We start from the raw sequence: 12,855 nt of genomic DNA, 5'->3' as shown, positions 1-12,855 counted from the left end.
TGTCTGTTCAAAGGTCATGATCGGATGATGGCATACCCATCTAACCATATTAAAATTAAAGAGAGATGAAAGTAAATATATATCCGGATAGGCAAGACGTTGCCCAAGAATTTGCTTCCTATTTTGCCCATGCGGTCAAGGGAAGGAAAGAATTTCATCTCGCGCTCTCTGGCGGAAGTACGCCAAAGCTCATTTTTGATGTGTTGGCCAAAGAGTACGGAGAAAAAATAGACTGGAGCACCATCCATTTCTATTGGGGAGATGAGCGTTGTGTGCCTCCTACCGATGAACAGAGCAATTATAAAATGACCATGGACCACTTGTTTTCCAAAATTGAGGTCCCTAGGGAAAACATCCATAGAATTCTGGGAGAGAATGATGCTAAAGGAGAGGCCATGCGCTATGCCAATCTGTTGGAAATTAATTTGGACCGCGTGGATGGCGTTCCCCAATTTGACATGGTTATCTTGGGTATGGGAGATGACGGGCACACCGCCTCCATTTTTCCCGATGAAATAAGCCTGTGGGAGGCTGCAGACCATTGTGTTGTGGCCAGACATCCGGAAACCGCTCAAAAAAGGATTAGTATCACCGGTACCGTAATCAACCGGGCCAAAGAGGTGGTGTTTTTGGTTACAGGCGGGGCAAAGGCGGAAAAAGCGCGCATCATCCAAAAGAAAGCGAAGGGATACGAGCGCTATCCAGCCAGTTTGGTACAGCCAAAATCCGGTAGACTAAGTTGGTTTATGGATAAGGCTGCCGCTTCCCAACTATAGTAGGTCCAGCTTAAGGTTTTCACCTTCCAAGAACTGCAGGTAATCTTGGGGTCGGAAATTATTGTTGTCATACTTAGAATCACGGTCAAAGGCAGATTGCTTACGTTCCTTACTTCTGGCAAAGCGTCGCATTTCATTTTTTGTGGTAATTAAAAGTCCCGGAATTGGGCTGTTCCCGCCATTTTCCGCTTTTGCCACCATAGTCAAATAAGAGGAGTTGCAGTGGGTCTTTTTCCCCGTGATGACATTTTCAGATTCTACCCGCACCCCAACGACCATAGAGGTTTTTCCCGTATAATTGATGGATGCCTTTAGGGTGAGTAAATCCCCTACCTCCACAGGATTTAGAAAATCTACACGGTTGACCGAAGCCGTAACGCAGTATCGCTGTGAATGTTTGGAGGCGCAAGCAAACGCTATTTGATCCATGAGGCTTAGGATATACCCTCCATGTACCTTGCCCCCAAAATTAGAGTGCGAAGGTTGCATTAATTCGGTGATGGAGACCCGTGATTCCTCTGGGGATTTAAATAGCTTTTTATCGGTTTCCAAAATGTGGAGATTTTTCTGGAGTTACTTCAATAATAAAATGTTTAGTGTCCCCAAGCCAAAAGAAGGTTCCATAACGTTCCTTGTACGTCACTTTTACGTACTGTCCTTGTAGCTTTTTGAGCTCTTGAATCACTTCCTTTTCTCCATCTTCAACAGAAAAATGAAATATCTGTGCCCCGGATATACCCTTACTGATCTCTCCTTCCCATGTTTTGGCCAAAACTCCTTTACGGCTAAATTTGATCAATTCCCCAGAACGGTAGCCCTCGCTGAAAGGGACATAATAAATAAAGGCAAAATACCCTGCCATTCCCAGCAGTGCCGCCGATAACAATAAAAATATAACCTTGCGCATTTATTCTATAATTTCAATTTAGGTTCTTCTATGGTATCCTGGGGCTCTGCCCGTTTTAAAATGGGTTCAGGAAGGGATTTTTTAGCTTTAGCCCCCATTTTTTTCAGTTTTTCAATACTGGTAACAATATTGCCGCGGCCTTCCACCAATTTGTTCATGGCGCCACGGTACTCTGTTTTTGCCTCGTCCATTTTTTTGCCAACCTTGGTGAGGTCTGTCACAAACCCTTCAAACTTATCGTATAAAGCTCCAGCTTGTCTTGCAATTTCAAGGGCATTCTTTTGTTGCTTTTCATTGTTCCACATGGTGTCTATGGTCCTTAACGTGGCCAAGAGCGTCGCAGGTGTGACAATAACGATGTTTTTTTCAAATGCCTTGTTGTAGAGGGAATTATCTTGGTTAATGGCAACGGCAAAGGCTGGTTCTATGGGAACGAAGAGCAATACAAAATCAGGGCTTTCCATTTCATACAAATCCTCGTATTTCTTGGCAGAAAGTTGTTCTACATGTTTTCTAAGGGAATTGATGTGATTTTTAAGGTGTTGTTCTTTGGTATCTTCATCTGCATTAACAAATCTTTCGTAATCCGTTAAAGAGACCTTGGAGTCCACTATCATTTTTTTGCCATCAGGTAAATTAATGATCACATCTGGGAGCACCCGTGAACCATCTTCCCGTTGAAAACTCTGTTGAACGTTATACTCCCTGTCCTTTTCCAATCCGGATTTTTCCAGAACACGTTCCAGCACCAGTTCCCCCCAATTTCCTTGCATTTTACTATCCCCTTTAAGGGCTTTGGTCAGGTTTTCCGCCTCTTGGGTAATTTTCAGGTTTTGGTTTTGTAGTTGGTGCAGTTGCTCTTTTAAGGCGGAATGTATGGTGATATTTTCCTTTTGGGTGTCTTCTACCTTTTTTTCAAAAAGTTGAATCTTTTCCTGTAAAGGACTTAATATCTGCTTGATGTTCTTTTGGTTCTGCTCGGTAAACTTGTTGCTTTTTTCATCCAATATTTTGTTGGCTAGGTTTTCAAATTCCTTGGTGAATTTTTCTTGTAATTTTTCTACCTCTGCTTTGGATTCCTCATTTTTTAACCGCAGGTTAGCCAATTCCGCTTCATATCGCACTAGTTGGTTGCTTTTTTGCTCCCGCTCCAAAATGAGCTGTTGTTTTTCCCCATCAACCTGTAATAACTTGGTGTTTAAATCTTTAATGGACGTATGTAGCTGTTGCTCACGTTCTGCCCAAACACTTTCGGTTGATTTTGTTTTTAGTTTTTGGATATAAATGCCCAAAAACGCACCAACTGCCATCGCCAACAGGGCAATCAATAAATAAATTAATTCAGGATTCATACGCTGTATTTCTTGGATAAAGATACTATGAAGTGTGGTAACACCATGGTGGGGCATGTAAAAACCATAATATGTTTTATTGGTTCCTTTTGGAATAGCAGTTTATTTTCTAATTCGGAAGGAACCCGATTGTGCATCAAATTGAATGGTTTCTGAGGGGAAAATGGCATCAAAAGCACCCTGGGCTATTAATTCATGGGGCTTTCCAAAAGGGTTGGACTTTCCATTAAGCACCAAAATCTTATCGCATAACTGAATGGCCAAATCTATTTCATGGGTGGTAAATACTATGGTCTTATGGTGGTTATCTGCCAACTCCTTTAAAAGTTTTAAAATCTGCACCTTGTGGTGTAAATCTAAATGGGAGGTGGGTTCGTCCAGCAAGATGGTAGGTGTATCCTGGGCCATGGCCCGCGCAATTAGCGCCCGTTGCAATTGCCCATCACTTAGTTCATGACATTTGCGTTCTTTTAATCCAGTTAATTCCAAGGCTGCCATACTAGCTTGGACGTGCTGTTTGTCCTTTTCCGTTAAGCTGCCGATCCAGTTGGTATATGGTTGCCTGCCCAGGCCAATCAGTTCTGCAACGGAGAGGTTTTTGCTGGCAAGGGGTTCCGTAAGCACCACACTTATTTTCCTGGCCAATGCTTCTGGTTTTAACGCTTCTATTTGTTCTGCATCTTGCCAAATTTCGCCACTGATTTTAGGTTGTAAATGACCCAAGGTTCTGAGCAAGGTGGACTTTCCGATACCATTGATACCCACAATGGCACATAGTTCCCCGGCTGCCACACTAAAATTGATATTTTTGGCCACCGTGGTCTTGCCATAGCCAATTTCAAGGGCTTTACTGGTTACAACGTTTACAGGCTTATCCATATCAAAATAAAAGTTTTCTTTTTCTGACCAATAACCAAATGACCACTGGTGCCCCAATAAGGGATGTGATGGCGTTGATGGGCAATACTTTTGCTGAGTTGGGCAGTTGTGAAACCGTATCACATAAGAGCATTAGAATTGCCCCATATAAAAACACCGCTGGAATTAAAATACGATGGTCCATAGTGGTAATGAGCTGTCGCGTTAAATGAGGAACGGCAAGCCCTACAAAGGCAATTGGTCCCGCGAATGCCGTTATCCCGCCAGCCAAAAGCCCTGTGGCCACAATAATTAAGGTTTTGAACTTTTTTAAAGGTACTCCAAGACTTTTAGCATAAAGCTCTCCCATGAGCAAGGCGTTTAAGCTTTTAATAGCAAGCACTGCGCATACTAAACCAGCAGCCACAGTACATGCAAGGACGCCCACTTGGGACCAGGACAAACTTCCCACAGACCCAAAGGACCAAAATATGAAGCGTTGCAACTGGGCGGCGTCAGAAAAATAAGCAAGCACGCTTACCAATGCCGCCGTAATACTGCCAAACATTAATCCGATAATGAGTAAGGTCATGGTGTCACGTACTTTATTGGCCATGGTCACAACAATGGACAACACCAAAAAACTGCCTAGGCTCGCGGCAACGGACATACTAATATCATTGGCGGTCTCCATGAAGATATAGCGAGTAAACAAGGCGGAACCCATGAGTAGCATTGCCGCCCCAAGGCTTGCCCCAGAGCTGATACCCAATACAAACGGACCTGCCAAAGGGTTTCTAAATAAGGTCTGCATCACCAGACCACTTACCGCCAAACCGCCACCTACCAAAATTGCGGTAAACGCCTTAGGTAACCTATAGTCCATTAGGATATAACGCCATGAGGTATTTTCCACCGTGCCGCCAACAAGTATTTTTATCGTATCCGAAAAAGGGATACTTACGCTTCCCAAACTTACACTTAAAAGAAATGAGGACAGTAGCACCAAAATAAGCAGACCAAACTCAAAACCATATGCCGTTTTACTCGTACTCATTCCAATGGTCTAAAGAAATACGGTTCATAATTTGGTAAGAGTTCAGGGTGCAGGATATGGACTAAGTCTTTTAATACCAAATCTGGCCGCTGGGGTGCCAGTTCATAGTACAACATCCCTCCAGTAGGGCCAACGGTCTTGGCAAAGCTGTATACCTGTTTGGTCTTATAGGCCTTAAACTGTGCGTAATGTTTGTTGGCGGCCTCCATGTCCTTATAGCTAGTGAACTGTGCGGGTGAAATCCAAAAATCGGTTTGTTTTCCTTGATCCAGTGCGCTTTCCAAACTTAAGGACAAACTTCCGGTCCCATTGGTATTGGCCCAAAGGTAATCTGCATTGGCATCTGCAAGAAATTTGGCCGCCCAACTGTTACCTGCAGGGGCATACCAAACATCTTTGTAAAGCGCACCACTAAGTACCTGTGGCTTTTTGGATGCCTTAGCCGCTAGGTCCTTAATTTTGTTATAGTCATTGGCAATAGTGTTAAAGATACTGTCCGCCTTTTTTTCCTGACCCAGAAGAACTCCAAAAAACTTAATCCATTCCGCCTTGCCCAGAGGTGTGCGTTCCGTCCAATCTCCATTGAACAAAACAGGGATACCTGCTTTTTGGAGCAAATGGTAGGTACTGTTATCATTGTTGATGGCAAAGCCTACAATAGCTTCTGGTTGCATTTCCAGTACAAGTTCCGTGTTCAAATTTTCATTATTGCCCAGTTCCTTTATTTTATTCTTGGAGATCAACTGTCTTGCGGGCATGGAAGAAATGTATTTTGTGTCTGGAAAACCTTTTAGAGCACCTAGGCCATCTAGAGCCTCCAAAGCCGGTATGTGGGTGGTAGAGGTGACTACGAGATGCGCTACGGGGGTGCTGATCACGGCATCAAATTTGGTGCTATCGATGGAAACCGGAAGAGTGACGTCTTTTGGGACAAAGGCGTAGGAAAAGGATTTTTGGGCATTTGGCCAAGGATCGGTCACGGTAATTACGGTAAACGTCTCCCTATGGTCTATACTAAAACCCTGTGCATGGGATACTTGATTTGATAAAGGTTTCTGGGCTTCTTTTTTTGTGCTGGACTCTTTGCAGGAAAAGAACACCATCAATATCAACACTAGTAATGACCAGATTTTTTTCATGGTTGTTTTCAATAATACCTTTGGGTTTCTAACCCTGCAAAGAAACAAAAATCATTTAGCTAAAATTGGTGAATGGCGTAAACAAAATGCGTAGCTTCGCCTTCGAATTTTGGTTTGCATGGGTGATGCATGCAATTAAAAGGGAATCCGGTGAAAATCCGGAGCTGTTCCCGCAACTGTAAAGATATACTGAGCATTTTTCAGTATCCCGTTTTCAAAGCGGGTTGCTCTTTCTTCAAACCACTGCCCGTATCATGAAGCTTTCATGGGGTGGGAAGGTAAAGCGCAAATCACAAGCCAGGAGACCTGCCAGGTTCAAACAATAAATGTTAAACTTTCGGGATAAAAGTTTACATAGGGAAGCCTATGGATTTTTCCGAGGAAACAATGTATTCATGAACAAATTACGATTTGGCCTATGGGCCGCTACCTGTTCTTGTGCGGTATTGGGTGCGCAACAACAAGCAAAAGACAGCACGATGGTTAGGCAACTTGATGAAGTTGTGGTAAGCGATTCCCGTTTTGCCCTTAAGAGGGAAAACAGCGGTAAAACGGTCATTACCATTAGTGCAGAGGAACTGGCAGCAAACCAAGGAAGGACGGTTGCAGAAGTTATCAATACCAAGAGCGGTATTGAGGTCAACGGTACACGGAGTTTTGCAGGGCAGAACCAGACGGTTTTTGCGCGGGGCGGTAACAATAGGCAGGTTTTGGTCATTATTGATGGCATTCAGGTGCTAGATCCTTCAAGTGTCAACGCAGAGTATGACTTAAGGCTACTCAATATCAATCAAATAGAGCGTATCGAAATTTTAAAAGGTGCCGCCAGTACGCTCTATGGCAATTCTGCCGCAACGGCGGTCATTAACATTACCACCAAGTCTGCCGAGCAGGAGGGGATTTCCCTTCAGCTAAGTTCTAGCATGGGAACCAACCAATCCCAAAACGACCAGAATTACAATCTTTCAGATTTCTCCAATACCGTCACCCTGCAGGCCAAAGAAGACAAATTAACGGTACTGGCCTCTGCTGGGCATCAGTTTACCAATGGCCTTTCCGCTGCCATTGGTAGCGAGGAAGATGCTTTTTCTCGTTTGGACGGCAATCTAAAACTGGGATACCAGTTTAGTAGGAAATTTAAAATGACGGCTTCGGCCTTTTATAATAAGTTGGATTCCGACTTTGATAACGGTTTTCCCGTTGAGGATGCCGATTTTAGGTTTGACAGTGAACAGACACGCTTTGGTCTCAATTCCGTCTATACCCACAACAAGGGCAGTATCAATTTGAATATGGCTTTTAATCAGATTTCCAGAAGCTTTGAGTCTAGCTTTCCGTCAGCTTTTGATTCAGAGACCCTGGTCATTGATGTATTTAATAAATATACGTTTAACAACAGCTGGTATACCATTGTAGGATTAAACCTTATTGAGAATGTTACCTTATTCTCAGAAATCCAAAATATGACCACGGTAGACCCTTACGCCAATGTAGTTTATGTGAGCGATTTTGGACTTAACCTTAACGCTGGTGCCCGCTTAAATAACCATAGCGAGTATGGCAGCACTGTCATTTATAATCTAAACCCTTCCTTTACCTTACCAACAGAAAATGGATATTTAAAATTTTTGAGCTCTTATGCTACCTCTTTTATTGCTCCCAACCTGTCGCAGTTATTTGGTCCCTTTGGCCCAAATCCAGATTTGCGGCCAGAGGAAAACACCACTATTGAAGCGGGTGTGGAGTACAGGCCATCAGAGGCGTTTAGGATAAGTGGGTTGTATTTTAATAGGGCAGAGGAGGGACGCATTGATTTTGTGACCATTAACCCGGACACTTTTGAGAGTCAATATCAAAATTTAACCGAAACCTTGAATTTTGAGGGTATTGAGGTTGAATTACAGGCTAATTTTTTGGACGATTTTAAACTTACTGCCAACTATACGTTTACCAGTAGTGATAGCGATTTGGCCTTAAGGATACCGCAAAGTAAAATCAATGCCCAAATGGGCTATACCTTAAATGAAGACAGCTTTTTTAGCGTGGCCTACCAATATGTTTCAAGCCGATCAGATATTGATTTTGCTACCTTTTCCCCGGTTGAGCTGTCTGCATTTGGTCTGGTCAATTGTTACGCAAAACACGACGTTACAGACCGTGTAGGGTTGTTTTTTGCCATAGATAACCTGTTTAATGCAGATTATCTGGAAATAAGCAACTTTACCACCCGTGGGAGAAATGTACGGCTGGGGATGAACTTGCGCCTTTAAAAGGAAAAGCGGCATTGGCCGCTTTTCTATTTTAAAATGGGGATTCTTTATTTAAAGGAATCACTTAAACGATAGGGGCTTATCTAGCCACATATTATCTTTAACCGGAGTAAATAGTTTGGACTCGCTCACCAATTTTGCAGGCATTTTCACCTCAAAGTTCCGCTTGCCCGTGGAACTCGTAATCAGTTCTAACGTCCTGGCCAGAAGCGGCTCATTGATATCTCCCAAAACCCCAAGGTTCGTAATATCTTCTTCAAGAAATACATCCGGTAAAAGACCCGATGTATAATCGGAAAAACCTGCGGCATTTTCATTCCTGCCAATAAGGGGCTGGATAGCCCAGCTGTTCTCAGGATTTATTTGGTTTTCCCTGGATTCGCTATAGATAAAACTATTTTCGGGATCATCGACCATGGTAATCGAGAATTCATTTTTACCTCTGGTAGTTTCTCCAATTTGGATGACTTCAATATACGGATCTAACCCATTGATCAATAATTCACTGGCAGAAGCAGAACTATTGGTGGTAATGACATAAACTTTGCTCAAGTTCATTGAATTTAATGCATCTCCATCTACGTTATTGGCAAAGAAGTCTTCTACCTGGGCCGCAGAAAGCTGCTCTTGAATTTTATCGTTATAGCGCTGTCTAATGTATAGGTCATTGGTATTGGGGCCATAAATCATGCTGGCCAACAACCTTGAGGTGTTAACGGAACCTCCAGGGTTATACCTTAAATCTACTATAAGTTCAGATGCTCCCTCGGCATTAAAACCGGCGAAAGCTTCATTTAGTTCATCATTAAAGTTCCTATTGAAACCATTGTACATTAAATAGGCAATTTTAACACCGTTGACTTCCAATACTGAACTTAGCAGTACTGGATTTTCTTGTAAACCTTCCGTTTTGGTTAAGCTAACTTCAGTTTCAATATCGTTTATGGTATTGTTTACAATTTCTGCCAACCCTAGGGTATACGTATCATTTGCTCCAAAGAGCAGATTCCTATAATTATCAAGGTTTAACTGTTGTCCATCTACTCTGGTGAAAATATCGCCTCTTTTAATGTTTTTAGTAGAGGCGTCAGAACCGGCGACAATGTAGCGAACAAAACCAAAAATGTCTTCTCCTTCACCAAATCTTACCAATCCAAATTCCAATCCATTACTTTTAGAAATGCCAACAAGATTGTTCACTAATGTGGTGTAGTCTTCATTAGCAAAACTAAAACGGTCCTCATTAAATTGTAAGCTTGTGTAGAATTCTGCGGGGCTCGCAGCAGAAGCTAAAAATGTGGCATACTCCGCATTTGTAGAAAACCTATCATCTGCCAGGTTAGGAACTGATTCTTGCCAGAAATACCATAGGTTCATGGCACGCCACATAAAATTTTGAACTGGGAAGTTGGCAACTTCGGGCGAATTTTCAGGTAAATTTTGGTTGGGGTTGTCTATGACGTTATCATCATCCTTGTTACATGAAATCAATAAACTCAGCGCAACCAGCGTAAAAATTAACTTTTTCATCATCTTTTTTTTTAAGAAACTCTTTCTAATACCCTTGTTCTATTAACAATTATAGTACCAAAACCCCTAAAATACTTACAACAATTAATATTTAATAATTTTTGTAACAATATTCGTCATACATCGTCATGCTAGTGTACATCTCATTGGGATGTACATACAACGAACAACCAAAAATGCAACAGAAGGAGTTTTTAAACTTGGTAATGCCTTTTAGGGACAAGCTGTACCGAATGGCCAAAAGGCTATTGATTTCCAAAGAAGAGGCGGAGGATGCCACCCAGGAAATTTTATTGAAGCTCTGGTCCAAAAGTGAAAGCATGTCTACCTATAAAAGCGTTGAAGCGTTTGCCATGACCATGACCAAGAATTTTTGTTTGGACCGGTTAAAGTCCAAACAGGCCGGTAATTTAAAATTGGTACATAGCAACTATAAGGATGAACAAACCGCTTTGCAAAGGCAATTAGAGGCAAAAGATAGTGTCAATTGGGTAGAACGTATTATGGACCAACTGCCAGAACAGCAAAAGATGGTGTTACAATTACGGGATGTTGAGGATTATGATTTTGACGAAATCTGTGAACTATTAGATATGAAACCAACCGCCGTAAGGGTTACGTTATCAAGGGCAAGAAAAACGGTAAGGGAAAAATTAATGCAAAAACACCGCTATGGAATCGCATAACAATATAGAAGAGCTATTAGAAAAATATTTTGAAGCTACCACCACGGTAGCAGAAGAGAAAAAGTTGCGCATGTATTTTGAGCAAGATGCCGTTGCGGCACATCTGGAGCAATACAGACCCATGTTCAACTATTTTAAACAAGCCAAAACCGTTCAGTATGAACAGGGCAACTTACGATCGGAACCCATAAAACCTAGACGAAAGCTAAATTTCAGATGGGTCTCCGTAGCAGCTGCGGTGGTACTGTCCTTTGGGGTGTATTTTGGTACGGACACCTATAACAACTACCAAGAGCAAAAACAGGCGCGTTTGGCCTATGAACAAACAAAAGAGGCCTTAAGCCTTATTGCGGCCAACTTTGCAAAGGGCACCGAAAAAATTGCCTATTTGCAAGAATTTGAAGTGGCCAAACAAAAAGTTCTAAATAATGAAAATCAGTAAAAAAATGAGAAAGAATATTGTAATCCTAGTTATGACCGTTGCCCCCTTATTGGGCTTTTCACAATCCTTGTTCGATAAATATGAGGAATTGGATGATGTTACCGCCATTGTGGTAAATGAGAGTATGTTTAGGCTGTTGGCCAAAATAGATGTTGAAGTAGATGATCCAGAGGCCCAAGACTTTGTGGATATCGCCACAAGTTTAAAAAGTTTAAAAGTCTTTACCACGGATAATGAGCGTATTGGTGCAGAAATGAAGTCTTCCGTAAGCGGGTACCTTAAAAAATCCTCCCTAACGGAATTAATGCGCATCAAGGACAAAGATGCCAATGTTAAGTTCTATATCAAAGAAGGTAAAGATGATGACCATGTTAGTGAGTTATTGATGTTTATCACTGGCTTAAAGGAGGTAGAGGCCGATGGTAGAAAGTTTGAAACCGTCTTACTGTCCCTGACCGGGGATATTGACCTCAACAAAATTAATTCACTGACAAAAAAAATGAACTTGCCCGAAGCCTTGAACGAGGCCGGCAAAAAACAATAGTAAGGTAAGGTGGCCGGTTGTTGCTCCAATAACCGGCTGGCAACCAATTTTATCAATCAAAAACAATCAAAAAACAAAAATCATGAGAAGAGTATTTGTAATCTTATCCATTAGCTTATTGTCTTACACAGGGTATTCCCAAACCGTGTTTGACAAGTATGAAAACAGTGAAAACGTAGCTTCGTTGAGCATTAACAAGGGGTTGTTGGAACTGGTGGCCAATATGTCCTCAGATGACCAAGATGCGGAAACCAAGGAGTTTTTGGAGATGGTGAAGCACATAGATGGCATAAAGGTATTTATATCAGAAAATGGTAATGCTTCCGCGGATATGGCCTTGACCATGAAAAAATACGTACGTCAGAAAAACCTAGAAGAGTTAATGCGGGTTAGGGACGGTGAAACCAATGTTCGTTTTTACGTTAAAACAGGTAGAAACGCCAATAGGGTAAAAGAATTGTTGATGTTCGTTACCGGAATTGACAAAAAAGATAATGATGGTAACGATAGTTCTATTGAGACCGTACTGCTAACCATGACGGGAAATATAGAATTGGACAAAGTAGGTTCCTTGGTGAACAAAATGAACCTTCCCAAAGAGTTGAATCAAATAGAAAAAGGCAAATAATAAGTGGCAAAATAGGTCACTTTATACTTAGTTATCGTTTTTACAACAATCTTTATTGTGGTAATTCATGTAACATGTATGCTAAACCGCCTACCTATGCAACAAACAAAAAATAGCAACAAACCATGAAGAATAGTATAAAAATTGTGCTCCTCACCGTACTCCTGTGTTTAGGAGCTTGTGCCTCACAGCAGAGTTTACAGGAGTATTATATCGACAACAAAGAGAATTCTAACTTTATTTCACTCGATGTTCCTGCCAGTATTTTAAAAATTGAAAGCAACCAGCTTAACGCTACCCAGCAGGAAGCGTTGGAATCGTTAAGAAAATTTAATCTTTTGGCATTTAAAATGACGGATGCCAACAAAGAGGAGTATACCTTGGAACGCGCTAAGGTAAAGCAAATACTGCGTGATGATGACTTTGTGGAACTCATGAAGATTAACACCCAATATGGTAAAGGAGTAATAAAATACCTGGGTGAGGACAATGCCATAGACGAGGTAATTATTTATGGGGATAGTGATGACAAGGGTTTTGCATTGATACGAGTCCTAGGCAGGGATATGAACCCGGCCCATATTGTCCAGCTTATCCAGGCCCTACAACAATCTGACTTTGACGGGGAGGGCCTTGGTGAAATTGGTGAATTTCTAAAAGGATAGT

At 41.8% G+C, this 12,855-nt stretch carries 14 protein-coding genes and 1 riboswitch; of the genes, 7 read left to right on the top strand and 7 right to left on the bottom strand.

Annotated elements, in window-relative coordinates; all coding sequences use genetic code 11:
• Positions 1 to 65: 65 nt before the first annotated feature.
• Positions 66 to 776: a 6-phosphogluconolactonase gene (gene pgl, locus I595_RS03015; protein ID WP_054557893.1), complete on the top strand. Its 711-nt coding sequence runs from the start codon at positions 66 to 68 to the stop codon at positions 774 to 776.
• On the opposite strand, the gene I595_RS03010 is transcribed toward pgl, so the two are convergent.
• From I595_RS03010 to I595_RS02985, 6 genes are all read right to left on the bottom strand, one after another.
• Positions 771 to 1,265: an acyl-CoA thioesterase gene (locus tag I595_RS03010; protein WP_054558031.1), complete on the bottom strand. Its 495-nt coding sequence runs from the start codon at positions 1,263 to 1,265 to the stop codon at positions 771 to 773. The two genes, pgl and I595_RS03010, sit on opposite strands and share 6 nt — an antisense overlap.
• A 49-nt stretch (positions 1,266 to 1,314) precedes the next feature.
• The gene (locus I595_RS03005; RefSeq protein ID WP_054557892.1) at positions 1,315 to 1,683 is read right to left on the bottom strand and encodes a hypothetical protein; all 369 of its coding nucleotides are present in this window, start codon (positions 1,681 to 1,683) and stop codon (positions 1,315 to 1,317) included.
• A 5-nt stretch (positions 1,684 to 1,688) separates the two neighbouring features.
• Positions 1,689 to 3,035 (bottom strand): DNA recombination protein RmuC, encoded by a 1,347-nt coding sequence (locus I595_RS03000; protein ID WP_054558030.1) that lies wholly within the window; start codon positions 3,033 to 3,035, stop codon positions 1,689 to 1,691.
• Positions 3,036 to 3,137: 102 nt separating this feature from the next.
• Positions 3,138 to 3,914: an ABC transporter ATP-binding protein gene (locus I595_RS02995; RefSeq protein WP_054557891.1), complete on the bottom strand. Its 777-nt coding sequence runs from the start codon at positions 3,912 to 3,914 to the stop codon at positions 3,138 to 3,140.
• Between the two features lies 1 nt (position 3,915).
• Positions 3,916 to 4,950 carry a FecCD family ABC transporter permease gene (locus I595_RS02990; RefSeq protein WP_054557890.1) on the bottom strand — a complete coding sequence of 345 codons (1,035 nt, stop codon included), beginning with the start codon at positions 4,948 to 4,950 and terminating at the stop codon, positions 3,916 to 3,918.
• Positions 4,947 to 6,089: an ABC transporter substrate-binding protein gene (locus tag I595_RS02985; RefSeq protein ID WP_054558029.1), complete on the bottom strand. Its 1,143-nt coding sequence runs from the start codon at positions 6,087 to 6,089 to the stop codon at positions 4,947 to 4,949. The genes I595_RS02990 and I595_RS02985 overlap by 4 nt, the downstream gene beginning before the upstream one ends.
• Before the next feature lie 93 nt (positions 6,090 to 6,182).
• Positions 6,183 to 6,417: riboswitch (cobalamin riboswitch) on the top strand.
• 67 nt (positions 6,418 to 6,484) lie between these two features.
• Here I595_RS02985 and I595_RS02980 point away from each other — a divergent pair.
• On the top strand, positions 6,485 to 8,359 hold the full coding sequence (locus tag I595_RS02980; RefSeq protein WP_054557889.1) for a TonB-dependent receptor plug domain-containing protein: 1,875 nt from the start codon (positions 6,485 to 6,487) through the stop codon (positions 8,357 to 8,359).
• A 60-nt stretch (positions 8,360 to 8,419) separates the two neighbouring features.
• Here I595_RS02980 and I595_RS02975 read toward each other — a convergent pair whose 3' ends face one another.
• Positions 8,420 to 9,889: a S41 family peptidase gene (locus I595_RS02975; RefSeq protein ID WP_054557888.1), complete on the bottom strand. Its 1,470-nt coding sequence runs from the start codon at positions 9,887 to 9,889 to the stop codon at positions 8,420 to 8,422.
• A gap of 176 nt (positions 9,890 to 10,065) precedes the next feature.
• Between I595_RS02975 and I595_RS02970 the strand changes: the two genes are divergently transcribed.
• The 5 genes from I595_RS02970 to I595_RS02950 all read left to right on the top strand — a co-directional run bounded on the left by I595_RS02970 (position 10,066) and on the right by I595_RS02950 (position 12,854).
• Positions 10,066 to 10,575 (top strand): RNA polymerase sigma factor, encoded by a 510-nt coding sequence (locus I595_RS02970; RefSeq protein ID WP_054558028.1) that lies wholly within the window; start codon positions 10,066 to 10,068, stop codon positions 10,573 to 10,575.
• Positions 10,562 to 11,017 (top strand): tetratricopeptide repeat protein, encoded by a 456-nt coding sequence (locus I595_RS02965; protein WP_054557887.1) that lies wholly within the window; start codon positions 10,562 to 10,564, stop codon positions 11,015 to 11,017. Before I595_RS02970 ends, I595_RS02965 begins: the two co-directional genes overlap by 14 nt.
• A gap of 4 nt (positions 11,018 to 11,021) precedes the next feature.
• Entirely contained in the window at positions 11,022 to 11,561 is a 540-nt protein-coding gene (locus I595_RS02960) for a DUF4252 domain-containing protein (protein ID WP_054558027.1), read from the top strand.
• 82 nt (positions 11,562 to 11,643) lie between these two features.
• Positions 11,644 to 12,189, top strand: a complete 546-nt coding sequence (locus I595_RS02955; protein WP_054557886.1) for a DUF4252 domain-containing protein — start codon at positions 11,644 to 11,646, stop codon at positions 12,187 to 12,189.
• 125 nt (positions 12,190 to 12,314) lie between these two features.
• Positions 12,315 to 12,854: a DUF4252 domain-containing protein gene (locus I595_RS02950; protein WP_054557885.1), complete on the top strand. Its 540-nt coding sequence runs from the start codon at positions 12,315 to 12,317 to the stop codon at positions 12,852 to 12,854.
• Position 12,855 lies beyond the last annotated feature (1 nt).

It is taken from the genome of Croceitalea dokdonensis DOKDO 023 (assembly GCF_001306415.1).
Lineage (GTDB): Bacteria > Bacteroidota > Bacteroidia > Flavobacteriales > Flavobacteriaceae > Croceitalea > Croceitalea dokdonensis.
The sequence above is the reverse complement of the archived record's forward strand: the minus strand, read 5'-3'. Positions and strand labels throughout refer to the sequence as shown.